This window comes from Nocardioides marinisabuli, from assembly GCF_013466785.1.
Classification (GTDB): domain Bacteria; phylum Actinomycetota; class Actinomycetes; order Propionibacteriales; family Nocardioidaceae; genus Nocardioides; species Nocardioides marinisabuli.
In genome coordinates this window covers 3,183,547-3,201,144 of record NZ_CP059163.1, presented here as the reverse complement: position 1 = coordinate 3,201,144, position 17,598 = coordinate 3,183,547, and the positions used below count along the sequence as shown (strand labels likewise).

The window sequence follows — 17,598 nt, the reverse complement described above, 5'->3', positions numbered from 1 at the left end:
TCGACCAGTCAGCGAGTCCTGGGTGACGGGTCGGCGCACGCGGGGATCAGTCCCAGTCGAGCCAGATCCCGCCGGGGACCACCACGAGGAACCAGGTCACCGCGGAGACCACCGCCACCCACGGCACCCAGCGCGGGTGCAGGGTGAACCAGGCCGAGGCCACCAGCAGGCAGAAGGCCCACCACAGCAGCATCAGCGCCTGCACCCACCAGGGCGTGAAGGGGGCGCTGGCGGCGTACAGGAAGAAGGTCGTGGCCATCCCGACCATGCCCACGAAGGGCCACGGGTCGGCCGCGTCGGGGCGCGGGGCAGGGCGGGTCCGTCGACGTGCCATCGGCGTGCTCGGTCCTCTCCGGCTCAGTCCTCGAGGCCGGCTTCGTCCCAGCGCTCGTCCTCCTCGTCCCACTCCTCGTTGCGCGCCTGGGCGATCTCGAGCGCGTTGGCCGCGGCCTCGCGCGAGTCGTAGGGGCCCATCCGGTGCTTGCCGGGACACAGGTCGTCGACCGTCTCGACCCGGTGGTGCTTGACGCAGAACCAGTACTGGTCGGGGTTGCCGCCTTCGCTCATGCCCCGACACTAACGCCTCGCGACGCCGCCTAGACTCGCTCGACGTGACTCCCGTGGCGCCCGCGACCCTCTCCCCCCGCCGACCCGTGCCCGCCCACGTCGTGCGGCCCGAGTACGTCGACCGCGACGCGCCGGCGCCGTACACCGGGCCCGAGGTCAAGGACGCCGAGACCATCGAGAAGATGCGGGTCGCCGGCCGGCTCGCCGCGCAGGCCCGCGAGGAGGTCGGTCGCCACGTCGCGCCCGGCGTCACCACCGACGAGCTCGACCGGATCGGCCACGAGTTCCTCTGCGACCACGGCGCCTACCCCTCCACCCTGGGCTACCGCGGCTTCCCCAAGTCGCTGTGCTCCAGCGTCAACGAGGTGGTGTGCCACGGCATCCCCGACAGCCGGGTCGTCGAGGACGGCGACATCGTCAACATCGACATCACCGCCTACCTCGACGGCGTGCACGGCGACACCAACGCCACCTTCCTCGCCGGCGACGTCGACGAGGAGTCGCGGCTGCTGGTCGAGCGCACCCGCGAGGCGCTCGAGCGCGGCATCAGGGCGGTCAAGCCGGGGCGCCGGATCAACGTCATCGGCCGGGTCATCGAGTCCTTCGCGAAGCGGCACGGCTACGGCGTGGTGCGCGAGTTCACCGGCCACGGCATCGGCACGCACTTCCACTCCGGGCTGATCGTGCCGCACTACGACGACCCGCAGCACGACGACCTGATCGAGGTCGGGATGACCTTCACGATCGAGCCGATGCTCAACCTGGGCACCCACGAGTGGGAGATGTGGGACGACGGCTGGACCGTCGTGACCGCCGACCTGCGCCGCTCGGCGCAGTTCGAGCACACGCTGCTGGTGACCGCCGACGGCGCCGAGGTGCTGACGAACCCCTGAGCGCGGCTCAGTGCTGGCTGTCGGCCAGGCGGCGCTGCACGCGCAGCACGTCGGCCTGGTGGTCGTAGTCGTCGCTCATCACCGCGGCCAGGCGCAGGAAGCCCAGCGCCTCGGCGTACCGGCTCTGGCGCTCGAGGCTGCGCCCGAGCGCGTGGCAGGCCCACACGTCGTCCGGGCGCTCCTCGACCAGCAGGCGCAGGTCGTCCTCGGCGCGCTGCAGCTGGGCGCGGGCCAGGAAGGCCCAGGCGCGCAGCGAGCGCAGCCCGCGGTTGCCGGGCTCGCGCTCCAGCGCCGGCTCGAGGACGTCGAGCGCCTGCGACGGGGCGTTGCGGGCCAGCAGGTCGTAGGCGGTGCGGTAGGCGGACTCGGGCGCCCACTGCCCGGGGAAGAGCAGCGGCGGGGCCTGGATCGGGGACTCCTCGCTCATGGTGGTGCAACAAGCCGGGCCGGCGCGGTGTTCCGCTACCCTGGTCACGCGGACGGGCTGGCCGGGCGACCGCGTCGTACCTCTCGAGGTGCGCCGAGGAAGGTCCGGGCTCCACAGGGCGAGGTGGTGGGTAACACCCACCCGGGGCAACCTGCGGGACAGTGCCACAGAGAACAGACCGCCACGACCGGCTCCGGCCGGGCGGGGCAAGGGTGAAACGGTGGAGTAAGAGACCACCAGCGTCCGGGGCGACCCGGACGGCTAGGCAAACCCCACCTGGAGCAAGGTCAAGAAGCCACCACTCGTGGTGGCGCGCGTGCGCTCGAGGGCGGCCCGCCCGAGCACGCGGGTAGACCGCTGGAGCCCACCGGCAACGGTGGGCCTAGATGGATGGTCGCCCCCCGGTCCGAGAGGCCCGGGGACAGAACCCGGCCTACAGGCCAGCCCGTCCGCACCCGGGCCGGGCACACCGAGCCGGCCCGTTCGAACCGGCCGGCTCGGCGAGCGGACCACGACCCGGACGGGTCAGGACCTCCGTCCCTCCGTGCGCAGACCTCGGGCCCTGCCGGCGCCCGGCGCCGGCGCGGCACCGTGGGTGGATGAACTCGCCCTCGGGCTCCCCCACGAGCTCCCCGGTCCGGCCGGACGCCACGACCGGCGCCGGCGTCGTGGTGGCCGTCGGCGGCTCCGACCCCGGCTCCGCCGCCCGGTGGGGCGCCCGGGAGGCCGCTCGCACCGGCGCCACCGTGCGGCTGCTGCACGTGGCGCCGCACGACCCGGCCCTCGCGCAGGGCCGCGAGGCGCTGCGCCTCGCGGCGGCCGCCTGCCGCGACGAGGTCGGTGACCGGGTGGGCATCGAGGAGCAGCAGGTCGTGGGCGACCCCGGCGCGGCCCTGCCCGAGGCGTGCCACGACGCCCGCCTCGTGGTGACCGGGCGGCGCAGCAGCACCTCGTGGCACTCCACCAGCTCGGTCTCGGCGCAGCTGGCCGGGCGCCTCGACCTCCCGGTCTGCGTGGTGCCCCCGTCGTGGACCTCGTCGAGCCACGGCGTGGTGGACGTGGGCCTGACCCCGGACGGGCACGACCACCGGGCCCTCACCGAGGCGGTACGCCGGGCCCGCCTGCAGCGCGCCGCGCTGCGGGTGCTGGTGTGCCGGCCCGGGTCGCTGGCCCCCGACCCCACGGAGAGCGACGACGTCCTGCGGCGCCGGGCACTGGCAGCGCTCGACGAGGCCGGCGGGGACGCCTGCGACGTCGAGGTCGACGTGACCTCCGGCCACCCCGCCTCGCAGCTGCTCGAGGCGGCGGCCACGGCCGACCTGCTCGTGCTGGGCCGGCGCCGGCGGCACGGCGAGCACGCGACCTTCCTGGGTCCCGTGGCGCGGGCGGTGCTGCCGTGGGCGGCCTGCCCCGTGCTGCTCGCCCGCCCCGGACCGATCGACGAAGGAGCCGACCATGCACGTCGCTGAGCTCATGACCATCCCACCCGTGACCACCCGGGGCGACGTGGCCGTCACCGAGGCCCTGCGGGTGCTCGTGGAGCACGGCATCACCGCGCTGCCGGTCGTCGACGACGCCGGCCGGCTCGAGGGCCTGCTCAGCGAGGCCGACGTGATCCGCGGGCGGGTGCCGCACACCGACCGGCCCACCGGCGCCGGCGGGGCGCCCGCCCTGGTCGCCGACGTCATGGAACCGCTGCGGGCCAGCGTCGGGCCCGAGACCGACCTGGCCACGGCCGTGGACCTGCTGACCTCCGTGTCCGTGCCGATCCTGCCGGTCGTGGACCCCGACGGCCTGCTCGTCGGGGTGGTGAGCCGCAGCGACGTCGTACGCAGCCTGTCGACGGCGCAACCGACGGCGCAGTCGACGGAGCATGCCGGGCTCGCCCCTCACGAGCGGCGCCTGCTCGAGACGGCCTGCCGCGCCCCGAGCGTGCACAACACCCAGCCGTGGCTCTGGCGCGTCGACGGCCCCTTCGTCGAGCTGTACGCCGACCCCTCGCGGCTGCTGCCCGCCTCCGACCCCGACGGGCGCAACATGCTGATCAGCTGCGGCGCCGCCCTGCACCACCTGCAGGTGGCGGCCCGGGGGCAGGGACGCTCCTGCACCGTGACCCGCCTGCCCGAGGGCCCGCGCTCGACGCTGCTGGCCCGGGTCGTCCTGGGCACCACCGACCCGGAGGGGCAGGGCCGGAGCGAGGAGGCCCACCGCCGGGACCTGGAGGACAGCGCCCGCGACCTGGAGGCGGTCGCGGCCCGCGTCACCGACCGCCGCCGCTTCACCTCGTGGCCGGTGCCCGAGCAGCGCCTGGACCACCTGGCGTCACTCGCCTCCCGCCAGGGCTGCACCGTCGCCGCCGTCACCGACCCCCACCAGCGGCACCGGCTGGAGGAGCTGGTCGAGGAGGCGCGGGCGGGCCTGGCCGGCGACCCCGCCCGGTGGGGGGAGCAGCGCGCCTGGACCGGTCGCGGCGGTGCCGACGGGGTGCCCGAGGAGGCGCTCGAAGGCCCCGCGACACGCTTCGACGACGAGCCGGTGCTCGACCCGGGCGGCATCGAGCGGGCCGACGGGGTCCTGGTGCTGGCCACCCCCACCGACGAGCCGCTCGACCACCTGGTCACGGGCGAGGCCCTGAGCAGGCTGTGGTTGAGCGCTACCAGCGAGCTGCTGTCGCTGGTCCCCCTCAGCCACGTCGTGGAGGCCCCGCCGACCCGGCACGCGCTCCGGCACGAGGTGCTGGCCACCTCCCTGCACCCCCAGCTGCTGGTCCGGGTCGGGTGGCAGGAGACCTCCCGCGACCCGCTTGCGCCCAGCCCCCGGCGCGCGCTCGGCGACGTGCTGCTGCGCTGAGGGGGCCGGCCCGCCGCGACCCACCAGGGGCGCACGTCCCGTCGGGTCCGGGCCAAGGTCCCGCCCGCTCCCCCGCCCGGGCGTGGGCCAGGGGGCCGCCGGCTGGTGTGATGGCCACATGGTCACCCGACACGAGTTCACCTTCGCCCCGACGTACCGGCTGCCCGCGCTGGCCCTCGGGATCACCCCGCGCACCGCGTGGGTCGAGCTCGACGACCCGGAGGCCGCGGCACCGGAGCTGCGGGTGCGCTTCGGGCTGTGGCGGCTGCGCACCCCGGTCGCCAACATCACCGGCGTGCAGCGCAGCGGTGGCTTCGCCTACCTCAAGACCGTCGGTCCCCCGCACCTGTCGTTCAGCGACAAGGGCGTCACCTTCGCCACCAACGGCGAGGCCGCCGTGTGCCTGGAGCTCGGCACCCCGGTCAAGGGCATCGACCCGACCGGCCGGATCGTGCACCCCGGGGTGACGCTCACCGTCGCCGACCCCGACCGGCTCGCCCAGGAGCTCACCGCCCACCCGGCACGATGAACCCATGAGCTGGGCCAGGTGCGCGCGGGGCCACCACCACTGGGGCCCGCGCGGCGCGGCCGGCCTGCTGGTCGCGGCCGACGGCGCGGTGCTCCTGCAGCTGCGCGCCCGGTGGGCCCACCAGGGCGGCACCTGGTCGATCCCCGGCGGCGCCCGCGAGCGGGGCGAGTCGGCCGAGGCTGCGGCGCTGCGCGAGGCCGAGGAGGAGCTCGGCATCGACCCCGCCGTCGTCAGGGTCACCGGGTCGTACGTCGCCACCTGCGGCGGGTGGAGCTACGAGACGCTGCTGGCCCGCGCCCCGCGCGACCTCGCTGTGCGCGACCTGGCGGAGTCCGACGGGCACCGGTGGGTGCCGGTCGACGAGGTCGACGACCTGCCGCTGCACGCCGGCTTCCGCGCCGCCTGGGCCGACCCCGGGCGCGCGCTGCGCGACTTCGCGGACCACCCGAGCTGAAGGGGGTCGTGGTCCGGGTCGTGGTCGGAGTCGTGGTCCGGGTCGTGTGCCCACGGACGCGCCATACCGCGTCCACAGACCACGACCCAAGCCACGACCCGGACCACGACCCGGACCACGACCCAAGCCACCACCCGGGCCACGACCGGGCGGGCGGCGCTCAGGCCTCCGCGACCAGCTCGAACGCCACCTTCCGGGCCTGTACGTCGGCCACGACCAGCCGCACGCGCACGTCGGTGCCCAGCGGCAGCTCGGCACCGTCGCTGGTGAGCCGGCCCTCGACGGCGGGCGACTGCACGACCACGGAGCCGCGGGTCGGCTCCTTCTCGTCGACGTCGACGACGACCCCGGCGAACTCCTCACCGACGCGGTCCTCGAGGACACCGGCCTCGACCAGGTCGAGCACCCCGCGCTCGTACGCACCCGCGCGCCGCGCGGACTCGCGCAGCGTCTCGGGCAGCCCGGGCAGCGCCTCGAGTACCCAGCCGGGGACCTCGGTGCCGGCGCACAGGGCCAGGCAGATCTCGCCGGCGTAGCGGTCGCCGAGGCGACGCAGGGGCGCGGTGACGTGGGCGTACTCGGCGGCCAGGGCCGCGTGCAGCGGCTGCTCGGGCAGCTCGCCGTCGAAGCCGACGTACCCGCTGCCGCGCAGCAGTCGGGTGCTGGCGTCGACCATCGCGGCGTGGGCGGGCACGCGCGGGTCGAGGGTGCGGATGAAGTCGGGGTAGAGCATCTCGGCGGGCCACTCGATGCCGAGCGCACGGGCGGTGCGGTGCAGCCGCTGCACGTCGCGCGGGTCGGCCGGCGGCAGCGTGCGCAGCAGCCCGACGCGGGCGTAGACCATCAGGTCGGCGGCGCCGTAGCCGGTGAGCAGCGAGATCTGGGCGTTCCAGTCCTCCATGGGCAGCCGCTCGCGGAAGGTCAGGCGCCAGTGCTCGCCCTCGACGTCGACCTCCTGCTCGGGCAGCGGCAGCGACACCCCGCCGCGCGCGGCCTCGCGGAGCAGGCGCAGCGGCCCCACCTCGGCCAGCAGCCGGAGGGTCTCGGGCGCGGACCCGTCGTCGAGGGCGGCCTGCGCCTGCTCGTAGGTCAGCTGGGCGGTGGAGCGCACCAGCGCCCGCTCGACGGTGACGTCGGTGCCCTCCCCCTCGGCGTCGAGCCGGATGGTCCACAGCAGCGCGGGCCGGACCTGCCCGGCCAGCAGCGAGGCGGCGTCCTCGCTGAGCACCGGCGGGTGCAGCGGCACCTTCGAGTCCGGGGCGTAGAGCGTCTCGCCGCGCCGGTTGGCCTCGAGGTCGACCGGGTCGCCGGCGGTGACGAAGGCGGCCACGTCGGCGATGGCGTAGTGCACGACGTACCCGTCGCCGTCGCGCTCGATGTGCATCGCCTGGTCGAGGTCGCGCGCGCCCTCGGGGTCGATGGTCAGCATCGGCAGGTCGGTGCGGTCGAGGTCGGGCAGGCGGGGCGCCGCGGCCGCGCGCGCCGCGGCCTCCTCGACCTCGGGCGGGAAGTCGGGGGTGACCCCCAGCTCCTCGCGCAGTCGTTCGACACCGTCGCGCAGGCGGTGCGCGGCGACGCCGTCGTCGTGGGAACGGACCCGGAGCACGCGGTTGCTGGGCATGCAGGCACCATAACGACCACCATGCTGATCCTGCTGCCCCCCAGCGAGGGCAAGACCGCTCCCCGCCGCGGCAAGCCGCTCGACCTGGCCACCTTGTCGTTCCCCACGCTCACCCCGACCCGCGAGCGGGTGCTCGACGCCCTGGTCGACCTGTGCTCCGGCGACCCGCAGGAGGCCGCGCGGGTCCTCGACGTCGGCAGCACCCAGCTCGACCTGGTCGACCTCGACCGGGAGCTGCGCACCAACCCCACGGCCCGCGCCGACGCGGTGTACGCCGGCGTGGTCTACGACGCGCTCGACGTGACGACCCTCAGCCCCGCCGCCCGGCGCCGCGCCACCGCCCGCCTGGCGGTGACCTCCAGCGTCTTCGGCCTGGTGCGCCCCGGCGACCGCATCCCCGCCTACCGGCTCTCCGGCGGCACCACCCTGCCCGGCCTGGGCCCGGTCGCGGGCGCCTGGCGCGAGGTGCTCGGCGAGGCCGTCACCGACGCCCTGGGGGGCGGGCTCCTGGTCGACCTGCGCTCCAGCACGTACGCCGCCTTCTGGCGGCCCACGCCCGACCTGGCCGCGCGCGTGGCCACGGTGCGGGTGCTGCACGAGGTCGGCGGCACCCGGAAGGTCGTCAGCCACTTCAACAAGGCCACCAAGGGCCGGTTGGTGCGTGCGCTGCTCGAGGACGGCGCCCACCCGCGCACCCCCGCCCGGCTGGCCGAGGCGCTGCGCGACCTGGGCTGGCACACCGAGGTCGGCGAGCCCGGCCCGCGGGGCACCCAGCTCGACGTGGTCGTCAGCGACCTGTAGCCACGCCGCCCAGCAGGTCGAGCACCGGGTCGACCACCCCGTCGAGCACGTCGGTGATGCCGTCGGTCGCCGGCACCACGACGCCCATCACCGGGTCGGTCGTGCCACCTGTCACGTCGTCGGCCAGGCCGGCCACACCCGACACGACCGGGTCGAGCAGGCTCGAGACGGTGCCGGGCCGGGTCGGCGGCGGCGACGGCGGCCCCGGGTCGACCGGCGGCTCGGTGGGCGGGTCGACCGGCGGGTCGGGCGTCCCGGGCCCCTCGGCGCCCGGGTCGGTCGACGGGCCGGACGAGGGCACCGAGGGCGTCAGCAGCGTGCCCGGCACCACCGCGGCCGGCTGCGGCTGCGGCGCGTCGGCGGCCTCCGCGGGCGCGGGCTCCGCCTCGAGGCCGTCCGTCGGCTCGTCGGGCTCGGAGCCGGACCCGGGCACCAGCAGGTCGGGCAGCTGGGCGAGCACGTCGTCACGCAGCCCGGCCCCGATGTCGGTGCTGAGCAGGCCACCCCCGGCGAGCGCGAGGAACGCCAGCCCGGCGACCCGCAGGCCCCACGTCGTACGCCGGTCGCGACGCACCGCGGCGCCCTCGACGCCGGGCGCGGGGCCGGGCACCACCGGGGGCCCGAGGCCCGCGGTCATCTCGGCGCCGACCACGGAGGGCAGCACCCGCTGGGGCTGCTCCCCGGTGGGGCGCTCACGGACCGCCGACCAGCCCCAGGGCGGCGTGCTGCCGTCCCCGTCGGGGGTGGTGTCATCGGTCACGGCGTCCATCATGCCGTACCCCGGGTACGTGTGCGCGGAACCCGCTCAGCGGACCGGGTGGCCGCCCTGCGCCAGCGCGTCCTTGACCTGGCCCACGGTCAGGGTGCCGAAGTGGAAGACCGAGGCGGCCAGCACGGCGTCGGCGCCGGCGTCGACCGCGGGCGCGAAGTGCTCGGGCGCCCCGGCCCCGCCCGAGGCGATCACCGGGATGGTGACCTCGCGGCGCACCGCCTCGATCAGCTCGAGGTCGAAGCCGTCGCGGGTGCCGTCGGCGTCCATGGCGTTGAGCAGGATCTCCCCCGCCCCCAGACCGGCCGCCCGGTGGGACCACTCGACGGCGTCGAGACCGGAGGAGGTGCGGCCACCGTGGGTGGTGACCTCGAAGCCGGAGTCGGTGCCGGCGGCGCGCCGGGCGTCGACCGAGAGCACCAGCACCTGGTTGCCGAAGCGGTCGGCGATCTCGGCGACCAGCTCGGGACGGCGGATCGCGGCGGTGTTGACCGCGATCTTGTCGGCGCCCGCGCGCAGCAGCCGGTCGACGTCGGCGACCGAGCGGACGCCACCGCCCACGGTCAGCGGGATGAAGACCTGCTCGGCGGTCGCCGAGACGATCTCCATCGTGGTCGCGCGGCCCTCGTGGGAGGCGGAGATGTCGAGGAAGGTCAGCTCGTCGGCGCCCTCGGCGTCGTAGAGCTTGGCCAGCTCGACGGGGTCGCCGGCGTCGCGCAGGCCCTCGAAGTTCACGCCCTTGACCACCCGGCCGCCGTCGACGTCGAGGCAGGGGATGACGCGGACCGCGAGGCTCACGAGGCGCCCTTGGTGAGGGCCAGCGCGTCCTCGAGGGTGAAGCGGCCCTCGTAGAGCGCGGTGCCGGCGATCGCGCCCTCGACGCCCTCGGGGACCAGCGCCATCAGCGCCTCGATGTCGGCGAGCTCGGTGACTCCGCCCGAGGCGATGACCGGGCGGTCGGTGACCGCGCAGACGTCGCGCAGCAGCTGCAGGTTGGGGCCCTGGAGCATCCCGTCCTTGTTGACGTCGGTGACCACGTAGCGCGCGCAGCCCTCGGCGTCCAGGCGGGCCAGGACGTCGTAGAGGTCGCCGCCGTCGCGGGTCCAGCCGCGTGCCGCGAGGGTGCGCCCGCGCACGTCGAGACCGATCGCGATCCGGTCGCCGTGCTCGGCGATCACCTTCGCGCACCACTCCGGCTGCTCCAGCGCGGCGGTGCCGATGTTGACGCGGCGGCAGCCGGTGGCCAGCGCGGCGGCCAGCGACTCGTCGTCGCGGATGCCGCCCGACATCTCGACGTCGATGTCGAGGGCGCCGACGATCTCGGCCTGCAGCTCGCGGTTGGTGCCGCGGCCGAAGGCCGCGTCGAGGTCGACCAGGTGCAGCCACTCGGCCCCGGCGTCCTGCCAGCGGCGCGCGGCGGCGACCGGGTCGCCGTACACGCGCTCGGAGCCGGCGACGCCCTGGGCGAGCTGGACGGCGCGCCCCTCGGTGATGTCGACGGCGGGGAGGAGCTGCAGGTAGTCGCTCATGGGACCTTCCGGTGGTGGGGCCGCCTCAGCGGCGGAACAGCAGGGTGTGCAGGACGGGGGCGGCCAGGGCGGAGACGACGAGCGAGAGGGCGGGCCAGGCCCAGCCGTCGGTGAGCATCGCGACCAGGACGTTGAGGACCACGAGCAGCACCACGGTGGTGGTGCGCTGACGGCGCTCGCGCTCGGCGATGACGCCCGAGGGACGACCGGTGCGCGAGGAGCGCTCGGGCAGCCAGGAGGCCAGCGCCCGGCGGCGCGCCGCCCGCCGCTCGCGGCGCTCGGCCTCGGCCGCGCGCGCCGCGGTCAGCACCGCCTGCTCGCGCAGCCGCTCCTCGCGCCGGCGCGCCCGCTCCTTGCTCATCCTCGCTCGTCTCCGGTCGGTGGGCTCAGCGCCGCAGCGTGGCGACCCAGTTGCGCAGCAGCGCCGCGCCGGCGTCGCCCGACTTCTCGGGGTGGAACTGGGTGGCCCACAGCGGACCGTTCTCGACCGCGGCCACGAACCGGTCGCCGCCGGCGTCCGCGGGGCCGGTCTCGGCCCAGGTGACCAGGGGCGCGCGGGTGCGGTCGTTGGTGACCAGGCTCCAGTCGCGCACGCCGTAGGAGTGCACGAAGTAGAACCGCTCCCCCTCGACGCCCGCGAACATCGCGGAGCCCTCGGGCGCCTCGACGGTGTTCCAGCCCATGTGCGGCACCACCGGCGCCTGCAGCCGCTCGACCAGCCCGGGCCACTCGTCGCAGCCCTCGGTCTCGACGCCGTGCTCGATGCCGCGCTCGAAGAGCACCTGCATGCCCACGCAGATGCCCAGCACCGGGCGGCCGCCGGCCAGCCGGCGGCCGATGATCCGCTCGCCCTTGACCTCGCGCAGGCCGGCCATGCAGGCGGCGTACGCCCCCACCCCGGGCACCAGCAGGCCGTCGGCGGCCAGGCAGGTGTCGAAGTCGGAGGTCAGCTCGACCTCGGCGCCGGCGCGCTCGACGGCGCGCACCACCGAGCGCAGGTTGCCCGAGCCGTAGTCGAGGACCGCCACCGTCGGGCGATCGCTCACAGCGCGCCCTTCGTCGAGGGGATGCCGCTCTCGCGCGGGTCGATCGCGACCGCGTCGCGGAAGGCCCGGGCGAACGCCTTGAACTGCGTCTCCACGATGTGGTGCGGCTCGCGGCCGGCCAGCACCCGCACGTGCAGCGCGAGGTGGGCGTGGAAGGCGATGGTCTCGAAGACGTGGCGAGTCAGCGACCCGAGGTAGCCCACGCCGCTGCCGCCGAGCGAGACGTACTGCTGGCCCTCGGGCTCGCCGGTGTGCACGCAGTAGGGCCGGCCCGACACGTCGACGACGGCCTGGACCAGCGCCTCGTCGAGGGGCACGGTCGCGTCGCCGAAGCGGCGTACGCCGACCTTGTCGCCCAGCGCCTCGCGCAGCGCCTGGCCCAGCGCGATCGCGGCGTCCTCGACGGTGTGGTGGGCGTCGATGTGCACGTCGCCGTCGACCTGCACGGTCAGGTCGACCAGCGCGTGGCGCGCGAAGGCGGTGAGCATGTGGTCGTAGAAGCCGACGCCGGTGGAGATGTCGTGGCGGCCCGACCCGTCGAGGTCGACCTCGACGAGCACCTTGGACTCGCTGGTCCGGCGCTCGATGCGTGCGGTGCGGCTCATCGCGTGCTCACTTCCTCGTTGCGGGTCCCCGGGGCCGGCTCGTGGGCCAGCACGTCGTCCAGGGCGGTGTCGAAGGCCATCATCTCCTCCGGGGTGCCGACGGAGACGCGCAGCCACCCCTCGGGGCCGGTCTCGCGCACCAGCACGCCCCGGTCGAGCAGCCGCTGCCAGGTGTCGTGCCGGTCGGCGAAGGTGCCGAACAGCACGAAGTTGGCGTCGCTGTCGGCGACCGTGAGGCCCTTGGCGCGCAGCGACTCGACGGTGCGGTCGCGCTCGGCGCGCAGGTCGTCGACCTTGCCGAGCAGCTCGGGGGCGTGGCGCAGCGCGGCCAGCGCGACCGCCTGCGTCACCGCGGAGAGGTGGTAGGGCAGGCGCACCACCCGGATCGCGTCGCAGATCGCCGGGTCGGCGGCCAGGTAGCCCAGCCGGGCCCCGGCCAGCGCGAACGCCTTGCTCATCGTGCGGGTCACCACGAGGTTGCGGTGCTCGGGCAGCAGCTCGAGCGCGCTCGGGGTGCCGGCGCGCCGGAACTCGCCGTACGCCTCGTCGATGACCACCAGGCCGCACGGCTCGTAGGAGGCCGCCGCCTCGCAGAGCACCCCCACCGCCTCGGGCGCCAGGGCGGTGCCGGTGGGGTTGTTGGGGCTGGGCAGCAGGATGACGCTCGGGCGCTGCTCGAGCACCAGCGCGCGGGCCGCGTCGAGGTCGAGGGTGAAGTCGTCCTCACGGCGCCCCTGCACCCACTCGGTCGAGGTGTCGCGGGCGTACTCGGGGTACATCGAGTACGTCGGCGCGAAGCTCAGCGCGCGCCGCCCCGGGCCCCCGAAGGCCTGCAGCAGCTGCAGCATCACCTCGTTGGAGCCGTTGGCCGCCCACACCTGCGCCGGGTCGATGGCGAAGCCGCGGGTCGGCTCGGTGTCGCGCGTGAGGTACGCCGCCAGGGCAGCGCGCAGCTCGACGTGCTCGCGGTCGGGGTAGCGGTTCAGCGTCGTCGCGGCGCGGCGCACCGACTCGGCGACGTCGTCGGCGCAGGCCGGCGACGGGCCGTAGGGGTTCTCGTTGGTGTTGAGCTGCACCGGGGCGCGCTCGAGGGAGACCTGGGGCGCGCCGTACGGCGCCAGCCCCTGCAGCTCCTCGCGGAGCGGGGGGAAGACCATGTCGCCGCCCTACCGCTCGAAGCGCACGCGCACGGCGGCGCCGTGACCGGGCAGGTCCTCGGCCTCGGCGAGCGTGACCACGTGGTCGGCCACGTCGGCCAGGCCCTCGCGCGAGTAGTCCACGACGTGCACCGACTTGGTGAACGCGCGCACCGACAGGCCCGAGGAGTGGCAGGCGCAGCCGCCGCTGGGCAGCACGTGGTTGGAGCCGGCGCAGTAGTCGCCCAGGCTCACCGGGGCGTGCGGACCCACGAAGATCGCGCCCGCGTTGCGCACCCGGGCGGCGTCGCCCGCGGCGTCGGCGGTGTGGATCTCGAGGTGCTCGGCGGCGTAGGCGTTGACCACCTCGAGCCCCTGCTCGAGGTCGTCGACCAGCACGGTGCCCGACTGGCGGCCGGTGAGGCTGGTGCGGATGCGCTCGACGTGCTTGGTCACCGAGACCTGCTTGTCGAGCTCGGCGTCGACCTCGTCGGCCAGGCTCTCCGACGTGGTCACCAGCACGCTGGCGGCCAGCGGGTCGTGCTCGGCCTGGCTGATCAAGTCGGCCGCGACGTACGCCGCCTCCGCGGTCTCGTCGGCCAGGATCGCGATCTCGGTGGGGCCGGCCTCCGAGTCGATGCCCACGACGCCCTTGAGCAGCCGCTTGGCGGTGACGACGTAGATGTTGCCCGGGCCGGTCACCATGTCGACGCGCTCGCAGGGGCCGACCCCGTAGGCGAACATCGCGATCGCCTGGGCGCCGCCGACGGCGTACACCTCCTCGACGCCGAGCATCGCGCAGGCCGCGAGGATCGTGGGGTGCACCTCGCCGCCGAAGTCCTTCTGCGGCGGGGAGGCCAGCGCCAGCGAGCGCACGCCGGCGGTCTGGGCGGGCACCACGTTCATCAGCACGCTGGAGACCAGCGGCGCGAGGCCGCCGGGCACGTAGAGCCCGACCCGGTCGATCGGCACCTTGCGGTGCGTCACGCGGGCACCGGGGCCCAGGTCCGTCACCGCGTCGCGCTCCAGCTCGTTCTCGCAGGTGCGGCGCAGGCGCTCGATCGACTCCTCGAGCCCGGCACGGATGGCCGGGTCGAGCTCCTCGAGGGCGCGGCGCATCGCCTCGGGGGCCACGCGCACGTCCTCGCGCTCCACGCCGTCGAACTTCGCCGACATCTCCTGGATCGCCTCCAGGCCGCGGGTGCGCACCGCCTCGGTGATCGCATGCACCGCCGGGACCGCCGCCTCGATGTCGAAGTCGGCGCGGGGCAGGGCCGTGCGGTAGTCGAACGGCTCGGTGGCCGAGCGGCCGGTGGCGGCGCTGCGCAGGTCGATGCGGCGGATCATGCCCTCGAGTCTACGAGCGCCGGGCCCGCGCACCCAGCCGGCAGCGGGTGGTGGACAGCACACGCCTCGCCGCCCCACCGCTAGGTTGGGGGTGTGAGCGACACGTTGCCGATGTTCCCGCTGGGCTCGGTGCTGTTCCCGGGCGTCAGCGTGCCGCTCATCGTCTTCGAGGACCGCTACCGCGCGCTGGTGCACCACCTGCTGCGCGTGGAGGACCCCACCCAGCGGCTCTTCGGCACCGTCGGCATCCGCGAGGGCTACGAGGTGGGCGACCACGGGGCCCAGTCGCTCTACCGGATCGGGGTCAAGGTGCTGCTCACCGAGGTGGAGCCGCACGACGACGGCACCTTCTCCTGCGTCGCCGTCGGCCTCGAGCGCATCGCCCTGGAGCGCCTCGACACCACCGGCCTCTTCCCCGTCGGCCACGTCGAGGACCGGCCCGAGCCCGAGGGGGTCGTCGAGGACCACGTCGTCGAGCGCGCCCGCGGCGTCTTCACCGCCTACCGTGCCGCGCTGGCCGAGCTGCGCGCCGACCCCTACTCCGGCGCGCTGCCCCGCGACCCGACGTACCTGTCGTGGACGCTGGCGGCCTGCGCGCCGCTGCCGATGCCCGAGCGGCAGGCGCTGCTCGAGGCCGACGACACAACCGAGCGGCTGCTGCTGGTCACCGACCTGCTGCAGACCGAGCTGCGGGCGATGAACGTCATCCCCTCGCTGCCGGCGACCGACGTGGCGCGCACGCGCTGGTCGCCCAACTAGGCCGGCTCGTGGCGCGCCGCTCCCGCGACCGCTCCCCCGCCACCCAGGCGACCCTCGCCCTGGGCCGGGCCGGCGTCGGCTTCACCCCGCACCCCTACGAGCACGACCCGCGCGCGACGTCGTACGGGCTGGAGGCGGCGCAGGTGCTGGGCATCGACCCCGCACGGGTGCTGAAGACCCTGGTGGCCGAGGTCGACGGACGCCTGGCGGTCGCGGTCGTGCCGGTGGCCGGCCAGCTCGACCTCAAGGCACTGGCGCGGGCGCTGGGGGCCGGCCGGGCCGCGATGGCGGACCCGGCCGCCGCCGAGCGGGCCACCGGCTACGTGGTCGGCGGCATCTCCCCCCTCGGCCAGAAGCGGCCGCACCCCACCGTCGTCGACGTCTCGGCGCTGGAGCACCCCACCGTGCTGGTCTCCGGCGGCCGGCGCGGCTTCGACCTTGAGCTGACCCCCGCCGACCTCGTCTCGGTCACCGGCGCCACCACCGCCCCCATCGCCCGCTGACCCGGCGCATATCTCGCGCCGACCAGGCCCATATCTCGCGCCGACCCGGCTCATATGTCGCGCCGACCCGGCTCATACCTGCAGTCCCCGCCGGGTACGTCGGTCCTGGCCGGGTCAACGGGAAGTTCGGGCCGGGTCAGCGCGAGATTCGCGACGGGTCAGGGTGAGATTCGCGACGGGTCAGCGGAGGGTCAGGCGCAGGACGGCGCGGGCGACGTCGCCGTCGACCCGGGCGCTGGCGCCCACGGCACCCAGCTGCTGCAGGTCGGCGAGGACGTCGTCGTCGCCCGTGCCGCTGGCAGCCACCTCGTCGCCGACCAGGTCGGCCACCACGCCGAGGTCGAGGAAGAACACCGACTGGGCGCCGTCGACGTCGGGGACGACCGCGCTGAAGAGGTCGGTGTCGCCGAGCGTGCCGCCCGCCTCCACCGCGTCGAGCCACGCACCGGTCGGGCCCACCAGCACCCGGTCGCCGGCCTGGCGCGCCTCGAGCGAGGCGGCCAGCGGGCCGGCCTCGGCGAGCGCCTGCTCGGCGTCGCCCAGCTCGCCACCGGTGACCAGCGCGACGGGGACCCGGCTCAGGTCACCGGCGAAGAACGCCCCGAGCAGGGCGTCGGGGTCGAGGTCGGGGCCCACGGCCAGGGCCGCGACGTCGCCGAGCAGCGCCTCGACGTCGAAGGGCAGCGACGCGGTCTCCTCCTCGAGCCCCTCGGTCCAGCCCTCGACGAGCCCGGCCGCAGCGGCCAGGGCGGTGTCGTCGGGCAGACCGCTCACCAGCTCGCCCGCTCCCCCACCCAGCACGTCGGTCTGGTCACCGGCCGCGCCCGCGGCCTCCACCTCGACGCTGCCCTCGCCGAAGCGCAGCACCGCCGCCATGCCCTCGAAGTCCTCGACGGCGTCGTCGAGCTCGACCAGCTCGTCGGCGCCGGGGAGCTCACCACCGAAGAACTCGCTGCCCAGGTCGGCCAGCACGCCCAGCGCCTCGGGCGCGGCGTACGCCGTCAGCACGCCCTCGTCGCCGGCCTCGCCGGTCCAGCGCTGGAAGTCGTCGTCGTCGGCCAGGGACCCCTCGGCCGCGGCGTCGACGACGTCCTCGGCGATCTCGGGCGTCTCGGCGACCACCATCCAGTCGCCCTCCACGACCCAGCCGGCGAGGCTCTCGGCGTCACCGCCGTCGCAGGAGAGCAGCGCCCGCAGGCCCGCGTCGGCGGCCTCGGCGTCGGTGACTTCGACGGCGAAGACCATCGAGGGCAGCGCCTCGCCCGCCGGCACCGCCGCGACCCCGAACCGCTCGCCCAGCCACGGCTCGACGTCGCCGGCGTAGTCGATGTCGCAGGGCGCGTCGGCCAGCACCGCCTCGGCGATGCTGCGCTTGACGTCGATCTCGTCGACCGGGCCCTCCAGGTCGAGCTCCTCGGCGAGGGTCGGGAGCTCCTGGAGGGTCTCGAGCGCGGCCAGCTTCTGCTGGCCGCTGGGGTCGAGGGTCAGCCCGACGTAGCCGACCGAGTCGGCCGGGAACGCCTCGGCCGCCTGGGCGCCGTCCGCGAGGTACCAGTAGGCGCCGAAGGCTGCTCCGCCGACGAGCCCGAGGCCCAGCACACCGAGCCCGGCCACCACGCCGGCGCGACGCCGCCCGGCGCGCGCCTCGGGGGTGATCGGTCCGCCTCCGCCCGACTCGAGGAGCTCGGGCTGCGGGGCGTCGTCGGGGCGCTGCTGGGGGGTCTGGTCCACGGCCGGCACTTTACCGCGCGGGCGTGGTGCG

At 75.4% G+C, this 17,598-nt stretch carries 21 protein-coding genes and 1 other RNA gene; 9 read left to right on the top strand and 13 right to left on the bottom strand.

Going from position 1 to position 17,598, the window contains the following annotated elements; translation table 11 throughout:
* Window positions 1-46: 46 nt before the first annotated feature.
* Window positions 47-334 (bottom strand): hypothetical protein, encoded by a 288-nt coding sequence (locus H0S66_RS15365; RefSeq protein ID WP_179616149.1) that lies wholly within the window; start codon window positions 332-334, stop codon window positions 47-49.
* Window positions 335-357: 23 nt separating this feature from the next.
* Window positions 358-567 carry a hypothetical protein gene (locus H0S66_RS15360; RefSeq protein ID WP_179616148.1) on the bottom strand — a complete coding sequence of 70 codons (210 nt, stop codon included), beginning with the start codon at window positions 565-567 and terminating at the stop codon, window positions 358-360.
* Window positions 568-611: 44 nt separating this feature from the next.
* Between H0S66_RS15360 and map the strand changes: the two genes are divergently transcribed.
* Window positions 612-1,460, top strand: a complete 849-nt coding sequence (map, locus tag H0S66_RS15355) for a type I methionyl aminopeptidase (RefSeq protein WP_179616147.1) — start codon at window positions 612-614, stop codon at window positions 1,458-1,460.
* A gap of 7 nt (window positions 1,461-1,467) precedes the next feature.
* Here the strand turns inward: map and H0S66_RS15350 are convergent, their stop codons facing one another.
* Window positions 1,468-1,887 carry a tetratricopeptide repeat protein gene (locus H0S66_RS15350; RefSeq protein ID WP_179616146.1) on the bottom strand — a complete coding sequence of 140 codons (420 nt, stop codon included), beginning with the start codon at window positions 1,885-1,887 and terminating at the stop codon, window positions 1,468-1,470.
* Window positions 1,888-1,940: 53 nt separating this feature from the next.
* Here H0S66_RS15350 and rnpB point away from each other — a divergent pair.
* The 5 genes from rnpB (at window position 1,941) to H0S66_RS15325 (ending at window position 5,720) form a co-directional block, all read left to right on the top strand.
* Window positions 1,941-2,339, top strand: an RNA gene (gene rnpB / locus H0S66_RS15345) — RNase P RNA component class A.
* A 147-nt stretch (window positions 2,340-2,486) separates the two neighbouring features.
* The gene (locus tag H0S66_RS20790) at window positions 2,487-3,356 is read left to right on the top strand and encodes a universal stress protein (protein ID WP_179616145.1); all 870 of its coding nucleotides are present in this window, start codon (window positions 2,487-2,489) and stop codon (window positions 3,354-3,356) included.
* Window positions 3,343-4,737 carry an Acg family FMN-binding oxidoreductase gene (locus H0S66_RS15335; protein ID WP_179616144.1) on the top strand — a complete coding sequence of 465 codons (1,395 nt, stop codon included), beginning with the start codon at window positions 3,343-3,345 and terminating at the stop codon, window positions 4,735-4,737. Before H0S66_RS20790 ends, H0S66_RS15335 begins: the two co-directional genes overlap by 14 nt.
* A 118-nt stretch (window positions 4,738-4,855) precedes the next feature.
* Entirely contained in the window at window positions 4,856-5,266 is a 411-nt protein-coding gene (locus H0S66_RS15330) for a hypothetical protein (protein WP_179616143.1), read from the top strand.
* A gap of 4 nt (window positions 5,267-5,270) precedes the next feature.
* The gene (locus H0S66_RS15325; protein ID WP_179616142.1) at window positions 5,271-5,720 is read left to right on the top strand and encodes an NUDIX domain-containing protein; all 450 of its coding nucleotides are present in this window, start codon (window positions 5,271-5,273) and stop codon (window positions 5,718-5,720) included.
* Window positions 5,721-5,880: 160 nt separating this feature from the next.
* Here H0S66_RS15325 and H0S66_RS15320 read toward each other — a convergent pair whose 3' ends face one another.
* Window positions 5,881-7,341 (bottom strand): RNB domain-containing ribonuclease, encoded by a 1,461-nt coding sequence (locus tag H0S66_RS15320; protein ID WP_179616141.1) that lies wholly within the window; start codon window positions 7,339-7,341, stop codon window positions 5,881-5,883.
* Between the two features lie 21 nt (window positions 7,342-7,362).
* On the opposite strand from H0S66_RS15320, the gene yaaA reads away from it, so the two are divergent.
* The gene (gene yaaA, locus H0S66_RS15315; protein WP_179616140.1) at window positions 7,363-8,142 is read left to right on the top strand and encodes a peroxide stress protein YaaA; all 780 of its coding nucleotides are present in this window, start codon (window positions 7,363-7,365) and stop codon (window positions 8,140-8,142) included.
* Here yaaA and H0S66_RS15310 read toward each other — a convergent pair.
* From H0S66_RS15310 to hisD, 8 genes are read right to left on the bottom strand one after another with little or no spacing between them, the layout of a single operon-like run.
* Window positions 8,129-8,902, bottom strand: a complete 774-nt coding sequence (locus H0S66_RS15310; RefSeq protein ID WP_179616139.1) for a hypothetical protein — start codon at window positions 8,900-8,902, stop codon at window positions 8,129-8,131. The two genes, yaaA and H0S66_RS15310, sit on opposite strands and share 14 nt — an antisense overlap.
* Before the next feature lie 45 nt (window positions 8,903-8,947).
* Window positions 8,948-9,709 carry an imidazole glycerol phosphate synthase subunit HisF gene (gene hisF, locus H0S66_RS15305; protein WP_179616138.1) on the bottom strand — a complete coding sequence of 254 codons (762 nt, stop codon included), beginning with the start codon at window positions 9,707-9,709 and terminating at the stop codon, window positions 8,948-8,950.
* Window positions 9,706-10,440 (bottom strand): bifunctional 1-(5-phosphoribosyl)-5-((5-phosphoribosylamino)methylideneamino)imidazole-4-carboxamide isomerase/phosphoribosylanthranilate isomerase PriA, encoded by a 735-nt coding sequence (priA, locus tag H0S66_RS15300; RefSeq protein WP_179616137.1) that lies wholly within the window; start codon window positions 10,438-10,440, stop codon window positions 9,706-9,708. Before priA ends, hisF begins: the two co-directional genes overlap by 4 nt.
* Window positions 10,441-10,465: 25 nt before the next feature.
* Window positions 10,466-10,801 (bottom strand): hypothetical protein, encoded by a 336-nt coding sequence (locus H0S66_RS15295; RefSeq protein ID WP_179616136.1) that lies wholly within the window; start codon window positions 10,799-10,801, stop codon window positions 10,466-10,468.
* 25 nt (window positions 10,802-10,826) lie between these two features.
* The gene (hisH, locus tag H0S66_RS15290) at window positions 10,827-11,486 is read right to left on the bottom strand and encodes an imidazole glycerol phosphate synthase subunit HisH (protein WP_179616135.1); all 660 of its coding nucleotides are present in this window, start codon (window positions 11,484-11,486) and stop codon (window positions 10,827-10,829) included.
* Window positions 11,483-12,091 (bottom strand): imidazoleglycerol-phosphate dehydratase HisB, encoded by a 609-nt coding sequence (gene hisB, locus H0S66_RS15285; RefSeq protein ID WP_179616134.1) that lies wholly within the window; start codon window positions 12,089-12,091, stop codon window positions 11,483-11,485. Before hisB ends, hisH begins: the two co-directional genes overlap by 4 nt.
* Window positions 12,088-13,248 (bottom strand): histidinol-phosphate transaminase, encoded by a 1,161-nt coding sequence (locus tag H0S66_RS15280; protein ID WP_179616133.1) that lies wholly within the window; start codon window positions 13,246-13,248, stop codon window positions 12,088-12,090. The genes hisB and H0S66_RS15280 overlap by 4 nt, the downstream gene beginning before the upstream one ends.
* A 9-nt stretch (window positions 13,249-13,257) precedes the next feature.
* Complete coding sequence (gene hisD, locus H0S66_RS15275; protein ID WP_179616132.1) at window positions 13,258-14,574, bottom strand: histidinol dehydrogenase; 1,317 nt, start codon at window positions 14,572-14,574, stop codon at window positions 13,258-13,260.
* 93 nt (window positions 14,575-14,667) lie between these two features.
* Between hisD and H0S66_RS15270 the strand changes: the two genes are divergently transcribed.
* Entirely contained in the window at window positions 14,668-15,333 is a 666-nt protein-coding gene (locus tag H0S66_RS15270) for an LON peptidase substrate-binding domain-containing protein (protein WP_179616131.1), read from the top strand.
* An 8-nt stretch (window positions 15,334-15,341) separates the two neighbouring features.
* Window positions 15,342-15,836 carry a Cys-tRNA(Pro) deacylase gene (ybaK, locus tag H0S66_RS15265; protein ID WP_179616130.1) on the top strand — a complete coding sequence of 165 codons (495 nt, stop codon included), beginning with the start codon at window positions 15,342-15,344 and terminating at the stop codon, window positions 15,834-15,836.
* Window positions 15,837-16,016: 180 nt separating this feature from the next.
* On the opposite strand, the gene H0S66_RS15260 is transcribed toward ybaK, so the two are convergent.
* Entirely contained in the window at window positions 16,017-17,567 is a 1,551-nt protein-coding gene (locus tag H0S66_RS15260) for a DUF3352 domain-containing protein (RefSeq protein WP_179616129.1), read from the bottom strand.
* Window positions 17,568-17,598: the final 31 nt, after the last annotated feature.